15 protein-coding genes and 3 tRNA genes are annotated in these 17,009 nt (G+C 50.4%); 10 read left to right on the plus strand and 8 right to left on the minus strand.

From position 1 onward, the window contains the following. Positions 1 to 252 precede the first annotated feature (252 nt). The 8 genes from uvrY to DQM29_RS07425 all read left to right on the plus strand — a co-directional run bounded on the left by uvrY (position 253) and on the right by DQM29_RS07425 (position 8,705). Entirely contained in the window at positions 253 to 909 is a 657-nt protein-coding gene (uvrY, locus tag DQM29_RS07390; RefSeq protein WP_111740087.1) for a UvrY/SirA/GacA family response regulator transcription factor, read from the plus strand. Continuing rightward, the gene (gene uvrC / locus DQM29_RS07395) at positions 902 to 2,734 is read left to right on the plus strand and encodes an excinuclease ABC subunit UvrC (protein ID WP_111740088.1); all 1,833 of its coding nucleotides are present in this window, start codon (positions 902 to 904) and stop codon (positions 2,732 to 2,734) included. Before uvrY ends, uvrC begins: the two co-directional genes overlap by 8 nt. A gap of 67 nt (positions 2,735 to 2,801) precedes the next feature. Beyond that, on the plus strand, positions 2,802 to 3,350 hold the full coding sequence (gene pgsA / locus DQM29_RS07400) for a CDP-diacylglycerol--glycerol-3-phosphate 3-phosphatidyltransferase (RefSeq protein WP_111740089.1): 549 nt from the start codon (positions 2,802 to 2,804) through the stop codon (positions 3,348 to 3,350). 152 nt (positions 3,351 to 3,502) lie between these two features. Next, positions 3,503 to 3,578: transfer RNA gene (locus DQM29_RS07405), tRNA-Gly, on the plus strand. Between the two features lie 31 nt (positions 3,579 to 3,609). Next, a tRNA-Cys gene (locus DQM29_RS07410) sits at positions 3,610 to 3,683 on the plus strand. 5 nt (positions 3,684 to 3,688) lie between these two features. Then, positions 3,689 to 3,775: transfer RNA gene (locus DQM29_RS07415), tRNA-Leu, on the plus strand. Positions 3,776 to 3,995: 220 nt separating this feature from the next. Next, entirely contained in the window at positions 3,996 to 4,601 is a 606-nt protein-coding gene (locus DQM29_RS07420; protein ID WP_111740090.1) for a YdcF family protein, read from the plus strand. 720 nt (positions 4,602 to 5,321) lie between these two features. Then, positions 5,322 to 8,705, plus strand: a complete 3,384-nt coding sequence (locus DQM29_RS07425; RefSeq protein WP_111740091.1) for an Ig-like domain-containing protein — start codon at positions 5,322 to 5,324, stop codon at positions 8,703 to 8,705. 69 nt (positions 8,706 to 8,774) lie between these two features. Here the strand turns inward: DQM29_RS07425 and DQM29_RS07430 are convergent, their stop codons facing one another. Next, positions 8,775 to 9,263, minus strand: a complete 489-nt coding sequence (locus tag DQM29_RS07430; protein ID WP_111740092.1) for a hypothetical protein — start codon at positions 9,261 to 9,263, stop codon at positions 8,775 to 8,777. Between the two features lie 146 nt (positions 9,264 to 9,409). Beyond that, entirely contained in the window at positions 9,410 to 9,712 is a 303-nt protein-coding gene (locus DQM29_RS07435) for a DUF2623 family protein (RefSeq protein ID WP_111740093.1), read from the minus strand. Positions 9,713 to 9,897: 185 nt separating this feature from the next. On the opposite strand from DQM29_RS07435, the gene DQM29_RS07440 reads away from it, so the two are divergent. Next, entirely contained in the window at positions 9,898 to 10,131 is a 234-nt protein-coding gene (locus DQM29_RS07440; RefSeq protein WP_111740094.1) for a hypothetical protein, read from the plus strand. A gap of 30 nt (positions 10,132 to 10,161) precedes the next feature. Here the strand turns inward: DQM29_RS07440 and DQM29_RS07445 are convergent, their stop codons facing one another. Next, on the minus strand, positions 10,162 to 10,824 hold the full coding sequence (locus DQM29_RS07445; protein ID WP_111740095.1) for a DedA family protein: 663 nt from the start codon (positions 10,822 to 10,824) through the stop codon (positions 10,162 to 10,164). A gap of 417 nt (positions 10,825 to 11,241) precedes the next feature. Between DQM29_RS07445 and pepT the strand changes: the two genes are divergently transcribed. Next, entirely contained in the window at positions 11,242 to 12,489 is a 1,248-nt protein-coding gene (gene pepT, locus DQM29_RS07450; protein WP_111740096.1) for a peptidase T, read from the plus strand. 78 nt (positions 12,490 to 12,567) lie between these two features. Here pepT and purB read toward each other — a convergent pair whose 3' ends face one another. From purB to rluE, 5 genes are all read right to left on the minus strand, one after another. Beyond that, positions 12,568 to 13,938 carry an adenylosuccinate lyase gene (purB, locus tag DQM29_RS07455; RefSeq protein ID WP_111740097.1) on the minus strand — a complete coding sequence of 457 codons (1,371 nt, stop codon included), beginning with the start codon at positions 13,936 to 13,938 and terminating at the stop codon, positions 12,568 to 12,570. 26 nt (positions 13,939 to 13,964) lie between these two features. Beyond that, positions 13,965 to 14,588 carry a high frequency lysogenization protein HflD gene (hflD, locus tag DQM29_RS07460; protein ID WP_111740098.1) on the minus strand — a complete coding sequence of 208 codons (624 nt, stop codon included), beginning with the start codon at positions 14,586 to 14,588 and terminating at the stop codon, positions 13,965 to 13,967. A gap of 2 nt (positions 14,589 to 14,590) precedes the next feature. Further along, a complete protein-coding gene (gene mnmA, locus DQM29_RS07465; protein ID WP_111740099.1) occupies positions 14,591 to 15,694 on the minus strand; it encodes a tRNA 2-thiouridine(34) synthase MnmA in 1,104 nt (367 codons plus the stop codon). Between the two features lie 130 nt (positions 15,695 to 15,824). Continuing rightward, a complete protein-coding gene (locus DQM29_RS07470; protein ID WP_111740100.1) occupies positions 15,825 to 16,277 on the minus strand; it encodes an NUDIX hydrolase in 453 nt (150 codons plus the stop codon). After that, positions 16,270 to 16,893, minus strand: a complete 624-nt coding sequence (gene rluE, locus DQM29_RS07475) for a 23S rRNA pseudouridine(2457) synthase RluE (protein WP_111740101.1) — start codon at positions 16,891 to 16,893, stop codon at positions 16,270 to 16,272. Before rluE ends, DQM29_RS07470 begins: the two co-directional genes overlap by 8 nt. Between the last annotated feature and the right edge of the window lie 116 nt (positions 16,894 to 17,009).

Below are 17,009 nucleotides of genomic sequence, written 5' to 3' on the forward strand. Positions count from 1 at the left end.
AAATTCCGATGTTTGAATAGAGAGTGGGTGCGGTATACTAGTCTTAGTATTGACTACAGAAAAATGCGCCTTAGGCGGTTGCGCCTATTCATACGATAGTGATTGCGTTAATGGGGCTCAGCTGAAATAATTACTTGATTTCCTAAGAGGATGTTGTAGAAAACGTTAGTTCTACACTCATCTGGCTTCTAGGTACGGCGTTTTTTGCGGATAAGTGCGTCGATTTTATTCTTTCTGTTTGGAGATTTTCTGTTGATAAGCGTTCTTCTTGTTGATGACCACGAACTGGTGCGCGCAGGGATCCGACGCATTTTAGAAGATGTCAAAGGAATAAAAGTGGTTGGCGAAGCTCAAACTGGTGAAGATGCCGTTAAGTGGTGCCGCGCCAATGACGTTGACATCGTCCTGATGGACATGAATATGCCGGGAATTGGCGGGCTGGAGGCAACTAAAAAGATCCTCCGCTATTCGCCGGATATTAAAGTCATCATGTTAACTATCCACACTGAAAACCCGCTGCCGGCAAAGGTGATGCAGGCGGGGGCTTCTGGCTATCTCAGTAAAGGTGCTGCTCCGGATGAAGTGATTAACGCTATCCGCGCCATTGCCTCTGGTCAGCGCTACATTGGTGCAGAGATTGCTCGTCAAATGGCTCTAAGCCAGTTGGCACCAGAGGCGGATACTCCTCTGTCAGCCCTGTCTGAGCGTGAGCTACAGATTATGCTGATGATCACCAAGGGGCTTAAGGTAAATGAGATCGCTGAAGCGCTCAATCTGAGCCCTAAGACGGTTAATAGCTACCGCTATAGAATGTTTAGCAAGCTGAATATCAGCGGCGACGTTGAGCTTACCCACTTGGCAATACAGAACGGCATTGTTTCATCGGATAAATTGTTAAACAGTGACTGATCATTTCGACAGCCAGGCTTTTCTAAAGCACGTCACTAACGAGCCAGGGGTTTATCGTATGTACGATGCCTCTGGCGTCGTTATTTATGTCGGTAAAGCCAAAGATCTTAAAAAGCGCCTGTCTAGCTACTTCCGCCAAAACGTCTCCAGTAAGAAAACAGAAGCGCTGGTCAAAAGCATCCACAGCATTGACGTGACGGTAACCCATACGGAAACCGAAGCTTTGCTGCTGGAGCACAACTACATCAAACTCTACCAGCCGCGCTATAACGTACTGCTTCGCGACGATAAGTCATATCCTCTGATTTTCCTGAGTTCCGACAGCCACCCGCGCCTGAAAATACACCGCGGCGCCAAGCACGCCAAAGGGGAGTACTTTGGCCCGTTCCCTAACTCAGGAGCTGTACGGGAAACGCTGGCGCTGCTGCAAAAGATTTTTCCCATCCGTCAGTGCGAAGACAGCGTATACCGAAACCGCTCACGCCCCTGCTTGCAATATCAGATTGGTCGGTGTCTAGGCCCCTGCGTTGCAGGGCTAGTGACCGAAGAGGAATACCGAAAGCAGGTAGACTACGTGCGGCTGTTTCTGGAAGGAAAAGACAGTCAGGTACTCGATCGTCTTATTGTCAGTATGGAAGAGGCCAGCAAAGCGCTGAACTTTGAAGAGGCGGCTCGGATCCGCGATCAGATCCAGGCTATCCGGCGCGTTACCGAGAAGCAGTTCGTGTCAGGCGATAGTGATGACTTAGACGTTATCGGCGTAAGCTATGAGTCGGGCATTGCCTGTATGCATGTGCTGTTTCTGCGTCAGGGAAAAGTATTGGGAAGCCGCAGCTACTATCCTAAAACGCCGAGAGGAACTGAGCTGGAAGAGGTGGTGCAGACCTTTGTCGGTCAGTTCTATCTGCAGGGAAGTCAGGCGCGCTCGCTGCCGGGCGAGATCCTGCTGGATTTCAGCCTGCCTGATAAGGCAGCACTGGAAGACACGCTTTCTGACGTGGCCGGTCGAAAAATACAGATTCAAACTCGTCCTCGCGGCGACCGGGCTCGCTATCTTAAGCTGGCGAGAACCAACGCCAGTATTGCGCTGAAGACGAAGCTTTCTCAGCAGTCTACCGTTCATCAGCGACTAGCCGCTCTGGCTGAACTGCTAGAGTTGCCGGAAATTCACCGCATGGAGTGTTTCGATATCAGTCACACGATGGGGGAGCAGACCGTGGCTTCCTGCGTGGTTTTTGATAAAAACGGGCCTCTGCGTGCAGACTATCGTCGCTATAACATTACCGGCATTACCGGTGGAGACGACTACGCGGCTATGGCTCAGGTGCTGAAACGCCGATATGGTAAAGAGCTAACTGAAGAGAAAATACCTGACATTATTTTTATCGACGGTGGTAAAGGGCAGCTTGGGCAGGCGATAGATGTTTTTCAGCAGCTAGACGTTTCATGGGACAAGACAAAGCCGCGGCTGATCGGTGTGGCTAAAGGCAGCGATCGAAAAGCAGGTTTAGAGACACTGTTCTTTGAGGCTGAAGGTGAGGGGGTTTCTCTGCAACCTGACTCTCCGGCACTGCACGTTATTCAGCACATCCGGGATGAATCTCACGATCACGCCATTTCTGGGCACCGCCAGCGCAGAGCGAAGGTTAAGAAGACCAGTGCGCTAGAGCATATTGAAGGCATTGGCCCTAAACGTCGACAGGCGCTGTTAAAATACATGGGAGGCTTACAGCCTCTCCTTGAGGCTACCGTTGACGAAATTGCGAAAATTCCGGGAATTTCGCAATCTTTAGCAGAAAAGATACACAATGCATTGAAACATTGAGGGCGATGTAGCAACATAAGAGGTAGCCCTCTCCTATTTCTTCTGAGTGATAGAGCACCAGAACACTATGCGACTTAATATACCAACTCTGCTTACCCTGTTTCGCGTCGTTTTGATTCCGTTTTTCGTCTTGGCGTTTTACCTGCCCTATACTTGGGCGCCGATGGTGTGCGCAGCGATTTTCGTTGTTGCAGCAGTAACCGACTGGTTTGACGGTTTTTTAGCGCGAAAGTGGAAACAGACAACCAGGTTTGGCGCCTTCCTCGATCCTGTAGCGGATAAGGTGATGGTTGCAACAGCTCTAGTGCTGGTGGTTGAGTATTACAACGTCTGGTGGATTTCACTACCTGCAGCGACGATGATTGCACGAGAAATCATTATCTCCGCTCTGAGAGAGTGGATGGCTGAAATCGGTAAGCGCAGCAGTGTAGCCGTTTCATGGATAGGGAAGGTGAAAACCATGGCCCAAATGCTGGCGCTGGTCGGCTTGCTTTGGCGCCCAAACCAGTGGATTGAGATACTGGGCTTCGTGCTTCTTTATATAGCAGCCATTCTTACTTTTTGGTCTATGTTCCAGTATTTAAAGGCATCGCGAAACGATTTGCTGGAGCACTAGTCAATACGCCGGAAAAAGCAGCAAACGAACCAAATGTTTTCATTATTCTATTGACTCACCCGGTCAGGTAAGTAGAATGCTCCCCATCCAACGGCGACTGGGTCGCTGGGGGAGTGAGTTAGGCCAGCATTTTTGCTGGTTTTATCTTAAAAGCGGGAATAGCTCAGTTGGTAGAGCGCAACCTTGCCAAGGTTGAGGTCGCGAGTTCGAACCTCGTTTCCCGCTCCAATTTCAATCTCTCGATTGAAAATCAAAGTAAGGCGCGTTGGCAGAGTGGCCATGCAGCGGATTGCAAATCCGTCCACCTCGGTTCGACTCCGGGACGCGCCTCCAATTCAGCCCGGGTGGTGGAATCGGTAGACACAAGGGATTTAAAATCCCTCGGCGGCAACGCCGTACGAGTTCAAGTCTCGTCCCGGGCACCATTCAAATCAATCAGTTATAAACTCACCATTACTCAAATTTTGTGCTTTTGGCGTTTTTCTAACGCATTCAAATTTCAATAAATATCTCTATTTTTACTTCTTTGCCTAAAGCGTAACGTTACTATATATCCTACCCTGAGTGGAAAACGCGTAGTGCTGCTATCAGAGGATGATATAGCCAGAGGATGTAGAAGGTTTCTTTACAGGGAAGTGACATGCCATGCGGGAAAAAAAGAGAAAGCAGAGCGTGAGGCGTTTTTGCACCTCGCTTTGTACATTGGTACTTCTGTACTTACTCTACACGGCCGTATCCATTTGGAACTATAGTGGAAAGAGTGAACATGCACCCGTTGACGCTATCATCGTTCTTGGTGCTGGCGTTTATAAAGGTGAGGTTTCTCCCGTATTCAGAGAGCGTATTCACCACGGTATTTCTTTATACCAAAAGGGCATGGCTAAAAAGATCATATTTACCGGCGGCTATAGCGAAGGAAGCACACAGTCGGATGCGGCTATTGCAAAACACTATGCAAAAGCCCGCGGCGTGCCAGCCGAGGATATTCTTTGCGAGGAGAAATCAACGATAACGCAGGAGAATATTCAGTACGCGAAAGAGATTATGGCGGAGCAGGGGTACCAAAGCGCGATAATTGTGAGCGACCCGCTGCACATGAAGCGAGCCATGCTGATGGCTGAGGACGCTGGGATTAAGGCATACAGCTCGCCTACGCCAACAACCAGGTACGTTAGCCTCAAGAACAGGCTGGCTTTTCTGGGAAGAGAGACGTTTTTTTACGTGACCTATGTAATACACAGAATGTTTTAGCCCGCCTTTTCTTCTTTGAATGTACTTCACTCACGTTTGTTTCTTTAGATAATTTCAAAGAGAAACAGTTTGAGAGAACCAAAAACCGTAAAAAGACTTCCTGTAAAATGCTTGTCTTTTGGTCATTTTCTAGCAGAGCACTCCTATCATCGCTGGTTATCATGTCAATGTTAAATGAAGTTAGTAGTGTCAGTGAGTTACGATTGTTTTCATTGGCAATGATAAGCGCTAACGCTTGCCATGAAAACATCTAAAAAGCGGGTATTACACACCAAATTCATTAAGTTAAATGTGTTGCTATAATTATTTTTTTAAAAACAAAAGGGGTTATTAATAAATTATTGTTGAAAGTAATCCATTACTTGTGAGAACATGAAAATCACTTTTACCTCAGTGTAAAACTCTTACATATCCATCTGGTATCATATGAAGATGTAGTTAATTGAAATAAAAATATCAATTAAAACATGTTGATAATGATTTTATTTTGTTGGTTATGAGAATAAAAACACTTAACAAGATAATAATTACATGGTGTGTTGAAACTTTCGATTTTTTAGTGAACCCTATCGGTCAGATTATCGTTGACGGTAATAAAGTGAAGGGGAACGTTATTTATTGCAGTGAGCCGAGCCGTTTGAGGTAATCGGCAACCGTATAAAAGTCAAAGGACATGAACAACCCGTACCGCGATGACGCCTTTTTTATAAAGCTTGATATATGAAAAAATATATTTCAGGAGTGATTTGGTCACAGATCCTGCTACAGACTTTTTTGCCTATCGCCGGCTGTACCCGTATGGAAAACGGTACATCCTCTCTTGCCGCCGGTGACCTTCAGCGTACTGAAAAACTCAGTGAACAAAAAGCCAATGATGTGGCGGCTCTTCCCTACGCGACGGAAATGGGGCAGGCGGCCCGCATGTTGACGTCTAACAATGTCTCTGACTCCGCTCGCTCTCTTGCGGTAGGGGCGGCCTCGGGCGAATTACAACAGTGGTTCAGCCAATTTGGCACGGCGCGTGTCCAGCTAAATATGGACAGGCACGGCAGTTGGAGCAGAAGCAGCGCGGACCTGCTGGCGCCCGTCTACGACAATGAGAAGTCTCTGCTGTTTGTTCAGAGCGGCATACGTAACCCGTCCGATCGCCTGACGGGAAATCTGGGGGTTGGCGTTCGTACCTTCTGGCAAAACGGCTGGATGTACGGCGGCAACGTCTTCATGGACAAAGATTTTACCGGCGGTAACCGCCGAGTTGGCATGGGTGCAGAAGCATGGCGCGACTATCTCCGCCTGTCCACCAACGTTTATCTGGGAACCACGGACTGGCATAAGTCCCGCGACTTCGACGATACCTGGCAGGAAAAGCCCGCCGACGGATATGATGTTCGGGCGGAGGGATGGCTTCCGTCTTACCCTCAACTGGGCGCTAAGCTGATTTGGGAACAGTATTACGGTAGTCAGGTCGCGCTCTTTAATAAAGACAACCTTCAGCGTAACCCCTACGCCGTCACTGCAGGACTAGAATATACTCCAATTCCGCTTGTTTCGCTGGGCGTAAATCAGAAACAGGGGAAAGGAGAGCACGATACACAGTTAGCGCTGGGTGTCAGTTGGCGCTTTGGCAGCAGTTGGAGTTGGCAAACCAATCCGGCAAACGTGCAGGCGACGCGCACGCTGGCGGGAAGCCGCTACGATCTGGTAGACCGCAATAACGAAATTGTGCTTCAGTATCGTAAAAAGCCGGAACAGGGTGTTGCACACCTAGCGCTTTCGGTCGTTACGGACAACAGCCCAGCCGACGGTGCTACTCGCAACGTGCTTCAAGTACTGGCGACAAACCGCGACGGTCAGCCCGTGCGCAATACTCCCATAGTCTGGAACGTTCCGGCCAACAGCGGCGTAAGCCTGAATGCGGCCTCAGTTCTAACCGACGACGGTGGATTAGCCACTGTCACTTTGACTAGCGCAGTTGCGCAAACCGTCCCGGTTACGGCGCAGAGCGGTAGCGTTTCTGCCTCACAAAACAGCCATTTTATAGCCGTTGCCGTGAGCCACATTGCGCTATCGGTTAAGGAAGATAATGCCGCAGCCGATGGTAACAGCACTAACGTAGTCGTCGCGACGCTGACCGACGGCGATAGTCGTCCGGTCACGGGTCAAAAGGTAATCTGGAAAGTTCCACAGGGCGTCACGCTTAAAGACGATGAGAGCCTCTCTGACAGCAGCGGTAGAGTCACAGTACGTTTAGCCTCTACGACGTCTGGCGATATTGCCGTCAGTGCGACCGTCGGTAGCCAGACGGCCAGCGGTACGGTGCACTTTATCGGAGACTCCGTCAGTGCGCAGATTGCTAATCTGCTGGTCACTACGGACGGCAGCCCGGCTGACGGGAGAACGGTCAACGTAGCGCAGGCTATCGTTACCGACGTAAACGGTAATGCACTGAACGGGCAGTCCGTCACCTGGAGCAGCGATAAAACCACGGTCACTTTCGGCCAGTCGGCCGTGACGGACAGCAGCGGAAAAACCACCGTGGAGTATACCGACACCGCGGCGGAATCTCTGACGCTCACGGCAACGCTGGCAAACGGCAACAGCGCTACCGCATCCAGCCTGTTCATCCCGGATCAAAACTCAGCCCGGCTGAAAGACCTTGCTGTTACCAGCGGGGCAGTCGCCAACGGAAGCGACACCAATACGGCTACAGTGACCGTAACTGACGCTAACGGCAATCCGTTAACAAACGCGGCAGTGACTTTTAGCGTAACAGGTAGTGCAAGGCTAAGCTCGGCTAGCGCAAATACCAACGGCAGCGGCCAGGCACAAATAACCCTCACCAACACGCAGGCCGAGACGGTTCAGGTGACGGCGAGGCTGTCCACCGGCAGCAGCATAACGAAGGAAAGCAGCTTTGCGGCAGACCTCAACAGCGCCACACTGACCGCGCAGTCCACCACCGGCGCGCTGGCAGACGGCATCGCCGTTAATACGGTTACCATCACCCTGAAAGACCGCGCCGGCAGAGCGCTAGAGGGAGAAAGCGTCACGTTTGCCGCGACCGGCGACGCTGTGCTGTCTGCTGCATCGGGTACCACGAACAGCAGCGGGCAGGTGGCCATAACGTTAACGAATACTACGGTGGAAACGGTCACAGTCACTGCCGCCATAAGTAACGGCAAGCAGGCTACGGTACAGGCGGCATTCCTTGGATTTAGCGTAACTAACCTGACGGCAAATAAGTCTACTGTAAATGCCGATGGCGTAGACAGCGCTACCGTGACGGCCACCGTAGCGACCAGCGGTGGAAAGACTGTAGCAAACACGCCTGTGACGTTCAGCGTAACGGGCAGCGCTGTACTGAGCGCTGTCACCGCAACCACCGACAGCAGCGGCAAGGCGCAGGTGTCGATAACCGACAGAACGGGAGAAACCGTTACCATTACGGCAAAAGCGCAGAAAAACGGTACCGATACGGGTAAAACGACAGCGATTACTTTTGTCGAAAGGCGTATTACCAAAATCAGCGTGAATAACACGACACAGGCTTATAACCGCCTCTTTGAGCCAAACAGCGGATTCCCTGAAACAGGCTTTCTCGGCGCCTCGTTTACGTTGAGGGTTGACGACGGGACAACGGCCAATAGCGACTATACCTGGAGCAGCAGTCAAGGATGGGTAACCGTTGACAGCAACGGTATCGTCAGGCTGTCGGGAACGCCAACGTCGGGAACGAAAAACGTCACCATTACCGGCGTGCCTAAGGTAGGAACGGGAACATTAACCTGGTCATTTAGCCTGTCACACTGGTTTACGTTCAGTAGTGGAACGATGAACGCCACAGGAGCCGATAGCTATTGTGCCAGCCTCGGTCAAGTTGTGCCGTCAAAAGACCTGCTGGATTACACCGATTACGGCACAACCCGGGTCGGTAGCCTGTGGAGCGAATGGTCAGATAGTCTGCAAAAAAACAACGGCTATCAGGCCGTATGGGCGTCGGAAACCGGGCGCTATTCGCGTTACTATATGTTCCTTTACAGCGGCCATATTTACGATAATGCGCCAAACCACCAGTTCGGTGCCATCTGTCAGACCGATATTTAATACAGTCAAACGATAAAGCGATAGTAAAAGGCCACCTGCATAGCAGGTGGCCTTTTACGTATATTTAATTTAGTCCTGCACTTTTTCCAACAGTTGCTTCTTGCTTCGCACATACGTATTTCTTACGCCAAGAAACGAACCCAAGGTGGCACAAACTGTTGATAGCGTGAGCACAATGCCAGTATGTACATTGGGCTCGAAAGACAGGGTGTGCCAAAAGGCGAATGCGGTATAAATCAGAGAGCCGGAAATGCCAAGGGCAAGAACTGTTGCAACGGCCGTGCGCTTGCTTGGCGCGGCAGCGGCGCTGACTTCAACCACGGGGCAGTAAACAATTAGCGTTGCCACAGCACCCACATAGTTTGCCACCAGAGGCATGCTCTGTTGCATGATATTTAACACGGTGCCGACAAACAAAATTCGGACAATAAGAAAAACGACAATGGCAACGGGCAGAATGCTTAACCAACGCAAAATAGCAGGCCAGCTTTCCATAAATCGTAAGCCGTGAACGTCGTCAAACAGCGGTTTTTTTTGCTTTTTGCTTTGCTCTTCCATAAGCGAAATACTCCAAAAATATATTCGGCGCACATGTTATCACAGGCGTTGAAATACACAGGAGCATTTAGATAAATTCGGTAAATTTTGCATGCACCACATTTTTAACTTGCACGATACTGAATCAATAAAACGCTTTGGAATTGCTAGGAGACGGGAAAGGATTTGGCGTTTCTGTAACCGTCAATAAAGGCAGGGGACGGGCTATTTTCTGCTGCATCGATAAAAAATTCTGACAGCTGCTCTTGGCTAAGACGGTATTTAAAAGTCAGTTGACCAGCGCGGTAGTGGGCAATCGTCACGTTATTGCACCGCTTCTCCAGCGCGTGGGAGAAACCGCAGATGAAACCCTTGCGATAGTCGTCGCTGTGTAGCAGCATATCCTCTGGCACCGGGGGCGTCAGGGCAGCGAGGCCGTTCATAATGCCATCACTAAAGGTCTTTTCCATAGCTCTGAGACGATAAAAATACGTTGTGTAAATTATTGCATACCGAGGCAGCGCTGAGGATACCTTTTAATAAGTAGGCTATGGCTGTTTTAATTAACACATTGTGGAACTTAGAGAAAAGGTGATTTGGATAATGTATAGTCACTGCATTGAATCATGAATGCTGAACATTGCATGGGTATAGCATGGAAATAGCCGATTTTCTTTCGCGAGCCGCTGAGCTGCGACCAGATGCCAAAGTTACCATCGTGCTTGCGCCAGAAGGACGTACGTTAAGCGTAGAGTGGTGCAGTGAAAACAACGGCGAACCTGTTTGTTTCCAGCGCCGTCTGTTGATAAAAGAGTTGCTGTTTGATGAAGCCATTGAAGCGTTTTTCTCCTCCTGTAACATAGGGATGAAAAACGGCATAGCCCGCTAAGTCATCATGGCCTATCGGGGCTCTGTCAATTCACTCTTTTTTATGCGACTTTTTTCTCAAGACGACCACCAAAGAGCCTAAGAGCCCAAGGACTAACAGGGCAACCGGTAAAATCATCAGCCCATCCATCACTATCTTTTCGTTGTGCTTAAAGAACGGCGTTAGGCTAATCAGGTAGCCAAGGCTGGTCACAGAGGTTACCCATAAAACCGCGCTTAGCCAGTTGAATATTTGAAAGCGCTTCGCGTCCAGAGCAGACAGACCGGCAATTGTCGGTAGAAGCGTTCTGACAAAGGCTAAAAAGCGCCCGATTAATAGCGCAAAAAAGCCGTGCTGATGAAACAGGTTATGGGCTCGCTGGTGGTAGTGAGCGGGAATTTTGGCCATCCATCCCTGCACGGTTTTGGTTTTTCCAAGCCACTTTCCCTGTAAGTAACTTATCCAACAGCCCAGCGCAGCGGCGGCTGATAGCACGGCCAGCGTCAAAAAGTAGTGAAGGGAGCCTTGTGCGATCAGCGCGCCTGCCAGCAGGAGCAGACTGTCCCCAGGAAGAAATGCAGCGGGAAGCAGGCCGTTTTCCAATAAGATAATCGTGAAAAGAATGCCGTAGATGGCCCAAAGAAACTCCGGATTCGCCAGCGTTTTGAAATCGTGCTGTAAAAGTGCCTGGAAGAGATCTGTTATCGAACCCATTTTCTTTCCTAATATGTCGTCATAGAGCAGCCTGTAGGCTGTCAGCGCTAGCGGCTGTGAATGAAGACATACACGACAGCCGTGAGCAACAGGCTGAAAAGGCTAAGGGATTGCCCGCAGGTGAACTAAGTTTAACACGACCGCGCTGTGCGATACAGGCGATGGGGTAAGGATAGCACCAAAACGCCAACGACATTTTTTCAATTAGCATCATTTCACCTGCTTTCGGCGTTTCTCTGCGATAAGATTTTCAGAAGAGATAGAGAAAGGTGGGATGACTGTTTTATGGATGCTTAAGCGAGCCAGAAGAACAGGTTTGCTATTAAGGTTCGCATACGGGTTCAGTAAACCAGTTTTACCCTGCATGGGGCTGTGTTAACGTAAACAGCAACGATTTCATACGTAAAGGTAAATATGATGGATATTGTCGATCGCTTTATTTCCTATACCAAGATCAACACGACTACGGACCGCGACAAGGGCGCTGCGGGAATTATGCCATCCTCTGAAGGGCAAAGGGTTTTAGCCAATCAGGTGGCCGAAGAGCTGCGTGCACTCGGGCTTGAGGATGTCGCGGTCAATGAACGATCGATACTTACCGCAACGCTTCCCGCGAACGTAGACTATTCTCTGCCCACCGTGGCTTTTTTTGGTCACTTAGATACTAGCGCCGAGCAAACCAAAGACACACACGCTCAGATCGTCTCTTATCAGGGCGGCGATATCTGTTTGAATAAGGCTCAGCAGATTTTTTTGCGTAAAAGCGAGTTTCCCGAGCTTGAAGAGTATGCGGGTGACGACATTATTGTCACTGACGGCACCAGCCTGCTAGGGGCTGACGACAAGGCGGCGATTGCCTCTATCGTTAATATGGTTCAGTTTCTGCTGGCTAATCCCGACATCAAGCACGGTCCAGTAAAAGTTGGCCTCGTGCCTGATGAAGAGCAGGGGCTAAGGGGCTCAAAAGCCTTTGACGTTAAGTCGTTCGGTGCAGACTTTGCCTATACGCTAGACTGCTGCGGCATTGGTGAACTGGTTTATGAGAACTGGAATGCTGGGGACGCCGAGCTGGTGTTTACCGGGCAGTCAGCTCACCCGATGTCTGCAAAAGGCCGCTTGAAAAATTCACTGCTGATGGCGCATAAGTTTATCGCTATGCTGCCGGGAGGCGAGGCTCCAGAGTACACAGAAGGGCGTGAAGGCTACTATTGGGTCAAACAGTTACAGGGTAACAGCGCTAGGACTGTGTTGAAAATGGACGTGCGGGACTTTACCGAGCAGGGATATCATCAGCGTATGCAGTTTCTGGATAGATTAGCGAAGCACTGTGAAGACCTGTGGGGTGAAGGAAGCGTTGTATGTAAGCTGTCCGATCGCTACTCTAACGTGTTTAATAGCCTACAGGGCGAGGCGAGTTTCCCTATTGATATCGCCGTTGACGCCTATCGGAAACAGGGTATTGAGCCTAAAGTTATCCCCATGCGGGGCGGCTACGACGGCGCGGTGCTGTCACAAAACGGCTTGCCCTGTCCTAACGTATTTACCGGTGGTCATAATTTCCACTCGATCTATGAGTATCTGCCGGTTAAATCACTCAGGGCTGCCAGCAATGTACTGGTAGAAATCGTGAAGCAGACGCATGAACGCTTTTCTAAAAATGGCTAAAGTCGTATTGTAGTTTATGCCGTTAATAAGACGGGGCGCTCATCAGCGCCCCGTCTTAGTTTGTGATGACCGATCAATTTATTTGAGAAGGTCGACCATCTCTACCGCGTAGCCAACGTAGTTAGCCGGGGTCATGGTTTTCAAACGCGCTTTCTCTTCTGTCGGCAGCTCAAGGCCGTCAATAAAGCGGTGCATGTCAGCCTCTGTAACGCGTTTACCGCGAGTCAGCTCTTTCAACTTCTCATAGGGCTTTTCGATGCCATAGCGGCGCATGACCGTCTGAATCGGCTCAGCCAGTACTTCCCAATTTTGGTCGAGTTCTTCACGCAGGCGGCCTTCATTCACCTCAAGCTTGTTAAGGCCTTTCATTGTCGACTGATAGGCGATCAGGGCATAGCCAAGGCCAACGCCGAGGTTTCTGAGTACCGTGGAGTCAGTCAGGTCGCGCTGCCAGCGAGAGACGGGCAGTTTACTCGCAAGGTGACCAAGTACAGCGTTAGCCAGACCAAGGTTGCCTTCGGAGTTTTCAAAGTCGATAGGGTTAACCTTATGAGGCATGGTTGAGGAGCCGATTTCCCCGGCAATGGTCTTTTGCTTAAAGTGGTTCAGCGCAATATAGCCCCAGACGTCGCGATCGAGATCCAACAAAATGGTATTAAAACGCGCAACGCAGTCAAACAGCTCGGCAATATAGTCGTGGGGTTCAATCTGTGTCGTATAGGGGTTCCAGGTGATGCCTAAAGAGGTCACGAACTCTTCGCTAAAGGCGTGCCAATCAACTTCCGGATAGGCGACCACGTGAGCGTTATAGTTGCCTACTGCACCGTTGATTTTGCCAAGAATATCTACCTGAGCCAGCTGAGCGTACTGACGCTCCATGCGGTAGGCCACGTTGGCCATTTCCTTGCCGATTGTGGATGGCGTAGCGGGCTGGCCGTGGGTGCGGGAGAGTAGGGGAATATCGCGATATTGAGAGGCCAAAGATTTCACTTTATCAATAACGGTGCGCCAGTTTGGCAGCAGAACGTCACGGCGAGCGGTGGTCAGCATCAGGGCGTGAGAAAGGTTATTGATATCTTCTGAGGTACAGGCGAAGTGGATAAACTCCGAGACGGCGTTAAGCTCTGCTACGCCAGCCGCTTTCTCTTTCAGAAAGTATTCGACGGCTTTCACATCGTGGTTGGTAGTGCGTTCGATAGTCTTGATTCTTTCTGCATCCTGCAGGCTGAAGCCGGTAACAATCGCGTTAAGGTAATCGTTTGCTTCTTTGCTAAAAACGGGAACTTCTTTAATGTGTGCGCAGCTAGCCAGCTTCTGAAGCCAACGAACTTCAACCTCAACGCGGAACTTCAGTAAACCGAATTCGCTGAAAATAGCGCGCAGAGCGCCAACTTTGTCGCCATAGCGTCCATCAATCGGCGATACGGCGGTCAGTGAAGATAATTCCATCAGTAGGACTCCTGAAGTCTGAAAGTTTAACGATGAGAAAGAATTTGGTGCACCTGTGAAAGCAGGCGACTGCGTGAAAATACAAACTGTAGCCGACGCCCGCCGACCTGCTGCCACAGCACGGCAGCGCGGATCCCCGCCAGCAGGGCTGCGCGCACTTTTGCCTGAACCAGCGGTTTCTGTAGCGCTTCAGGGGATCCCGTCACCTGAATTCTTGGCCCCAGCGGACTAATCACATCGACGTAAATGTCGGCCAGAGCGTGGGTTACCGTCTCGGAATCAATGTCGAAGTGTATAAGCTGGCGTTCAACTTGAGAAATACGGTTAGACAGTTCGTTCAGTGCCTGAGGATTCGCAGAAAGCTTGCGTTCAAGGACTGTCAGGCTAAGCAGGTAGCGGGTTAGGTCGGCACTGAGGGATTTACGGTTGCTGGCAAAGACGGCCGGAAGGGTTTCCAGTCCGAGACGAAGATCGCTTTCTTGACCGAAAATAGCCAGCGTGGTGGGCGAATCCGTCACCATAATACTGCGAAGAGAGACATTTAATGCATGTGCATCGTATTGTTCTCCAAGCGCGAGTTGTTGAACCAATCGAGCGGACTGGGCAACGCCAGCCAGCGCGATCGTAATGTCATAGTAGTTTTTGGCCACGGTTAGTCCTGTAAACGTTCTTCAATAATGCCGCCGCCGAGGCACACTTCGCCCTGATAAAAGACCGCGGACTGCCCTGGAGTAACTGCCGCAACCGGCTCATCAAAACGAACCTCTAGGCGATCCGGCCCCAGAGGCACAACAGAACAGGGGATGTCCTGCTGGCGGTAGCGAGTTTTCACCGTGCAGCGGAAAGGTTCAGTGACTTCATTTCTGTCAACCCAGTGCAACTGTTGAGCGATAAGCCCGGTTGAAAACAGGCTGGGGTGATTGTGCCCCTGAGCGACAATAAGGCGGTTAGTGGTCAAGTCTTTGTCGACCGTGTACCAAGGGTCTTCGCCGCTGTCTTTCAGGCCGCCGATGCCAAGCCCTTTACGCTGGCCTAGGGTATGGTACATCAGCCCTTGATGTCGACCGACCACTTCACCATCGACAGTGACAATATCCCCCGGCTGGGCGGGCAGATAGCGGGCAAGAAAGTCTCGGAATTTGCGTTCGCCAATAAAGCAGATACCGGTAGAGTCCTTTTTCTTTGCTGTCGCCAAATCGAGCGTTTCAGCAATGCGGCGCACTTCCGGTTTTTCCAGTTCACCGACGGGAAACAGGCTTTGGGCAACTTGCTCATGGCTTAGCGTATAGAGAAAGTAGCTTTGGTCTTTGTTTTCATCGACGCCGCGCAGTAGTCGGCTTTTGCCATCAATGTCCTGACGGCGGACATAGTGACCGGTAGCGATGTAGTCCGCGCCCAAATCCTGAGCGGCAAACTCCAGAAAGGCTTTAAACTTGATTTCTTTATTGCACAGAATGTCTGGGTTAGGCGTGCGCCCGGCGCGGTATTCCGCCAGAAAGTGCTCGAAAACGTTATCCCAGTATTCTGCGGCAAAGTTAATGGTGTGCAGTTCAATCCCTAAGCGATCGCACACAGCCTGAGCGTCGGCCAGATCGGTCGCCGCCGAACAGTACTCATCAGAATCGTCTTCTTCCCAGTTTTTCATAAACAGGCCAACGACCTGATAGCCTTGCTGCAAAAGCAGATGGGCCGAAACGGAAGAATCAACACCGCCGGACATTCCGACAACGACTTTTTTCTGACGATTATCTGACATAGGGATCTCGTGTAGCTACCTTGTGTGACTGTCTCACATGATGAAAAAATTCTGCTGTTGCCATACAGCATAATAACCAACGATTCTATCACGTTGTAGAGCCGTTGGCACCGCCAATCGAGTTCCTGTTCTATCCGTTAAAATGAGCCAGAATTTCCAGCGGATAGCGCTCTGGCTGCAAATAGTGCAGCAGGCATTCTTTCACCAGAGGTGAACGAAGATTGGAGGCGGAGAGGATTTCTTCTTTACTCAGCCACAGGCAGCGGTCGATATCGCTGTCGTTTGGTGAAGCCTCAACGAGATGCTCAAGATCGATAGCAAAGGTGAAGCGAATAAACGGCGTGCCGTCAGGGGCAAGCCACTGGTAGATACGAAGCAGCGTTTGGGGCTGGGCGCGAATGCCTGTTTCTTCCCACCGCTCACGGACGGCGCCTTCCAGTACGGTTTCCCCCGCCTCCAAATGTCCGGCGGGCTGATTTAGCGTTGGGCGGCCGTTAATCCGCTCTTCTACCATTAAAAAGCGACCTTCTGCCTGAACAACACAGGCGAGAGTGACATGGGGCTTAAACTGAGTTTCAGACATCGTGCACTTCTCTCCATTCTCCCGGTTGAAGATTTTCCAGGCTCCAGCAGTCAACGCTATAGCGGATAAGACGCAGAGTAGGGAAGCCTATGTGAGCCGTCATTCTGCGAACTTGGCGATTTCGACCTTCTCGAAGTGTGATTTTAATCCACTGTGTGGGAATCGACTTCCGCTCGCGGATAGGCGGTTCGCGTTTCCACAGCCATTCTGGTTCATCAACGAGTTCAGCGCCAGCGGGAAGCGTTGGGCCGTCGTTAAGAGTCACTCCCTGACGAAGTTTTTCCAGTGAGGCATCGTCAGGGATCCCCTCAACCTGAACAAAATACACTTTACCCGTGTCATGTTGCGACTGTGTTAATTTTGCCTGTAGGCGACCGTCGTTAGTTAAGACAATAAGCCCTTCACTGTCGCGATCGAGGCGGCCGGCAGCGTAAACGCCGGGGATGGGCACGTAGTCTTTAAGGGTTCGTCTTCCTGCTTCATCGGTAAACTGAGGCAAAACGTCAAACGGCTTATTGAGCAGAATAACGCGGCGCGGCCCTTTGTATTCTAAAGATTTTTGTCTTTTTGGGCGGCGTCGGTTGGCAGAATGCTTTTTAGTGGCTAATGTTAACATGATGTTTTGTGCGTTGAATCGTTAAATCATTATACCCGAAAACATTTTTTATTGGCGGTGAGAATTTATTCAAGTAGTATCCTCTCTGTCTTACAAAAAATTAACAAACGGGTCCT

Source organism: Leminorella richardii, from assembly GCF_900478135.1.
GTDB classification, from domain to species: Bacteria; Pseudomonadota; Gammaproteobacteria; order Enterobacterales; family Enterobacteriaceae; genus Leminorella; species Leminorella richardii.

Excerpts from the sequence above, each read along its gene's own strand:
- DQM29_RS07430 (WP_111740092.1), bottom strand. The coding sequence starts at position 9,263 with ATGGAAGAGCAAAGCAAAAAGCAAAAAAAACCGCTGTTTGACGACGTT.
- mnmA (WP_111740099.1), bottom strand. The coding sequence starts at position 15,694 with ATGTCAGATAATCGTCAGAAAAAAGTCGTTGTCGGAATGTCCGGCGGT.
- pgsA (WP_111740089.1), top strand. The coding sequence starts at position 2,802 with ATGCGACTTAATATACCAACTCTGCTTACCCTGTTTCGCGTCGTTTTG.
- pepT (WP_111740096.1), top strand. The coding sequence starts at position 11,242 with ATGGATATTGTCGATCGCTTTATTTCCTATACCAAGATCAACACGACT.
- DQM29_RS07440 (WP_111740094.1), top strand. The coding sequence starts at position 9,898 with ATGGAAATAGCCGATTTTCTTTCGCGAGCCGCTGAGCTGCGACCAGAT.
- rluE (WP_111740101.1), bottom strand. The coding sequence starts at position 16,893 with ATGTTAACATTAGCCACTAAAAAGCATTCTGCCAACCGACGCCGCCCA.
- DQM29_RS07435 (WP_111740093.1), bottom strand. The coding sequence starts at position 9,712 with ATGGAAAAGACCTTTAGTGATGGCATTATGAACGGCCTCGCTGCCCTG.
- DQM29_RS07470 (WP_111740100.1), bottom strand. The coding sequence starts at position 16,277 with ATGTCTGAAACTCAGTTTAAGCCCCATGTCACTCTCGCCTGTGTTGTT.
- DQM29_RS07420 (WP_111740090.1), top strand. The coding sequence starts at position 3,996 with ATGCGGGAAAAAAAGAGAAAGCAGAGCGTGAGGCGTTTTTGCACCTCG.
- DQM29_RS07425 (WP_111740091.1), top strand. The coding sequence starts at position 5,322 with ATGAAAAAATATATTTCAGGAGTGATTTGGTCACAGATCCTGCTACAG.
- purB (WP_111740097.1), bottom strand. The coding sequence starts at position 13,938 with ATGGAATTATCTTCACTGACCGCCGTATCGCCGATTGATGGACGCTAT.
- DQM29_RS07445 (WP_111740095.1), bottom strand. The coding sequence starts at position 10,824 with ATGGGTTCGATAACAGATCTCTTCCAGGCACTTTTACAGCACGATTTC.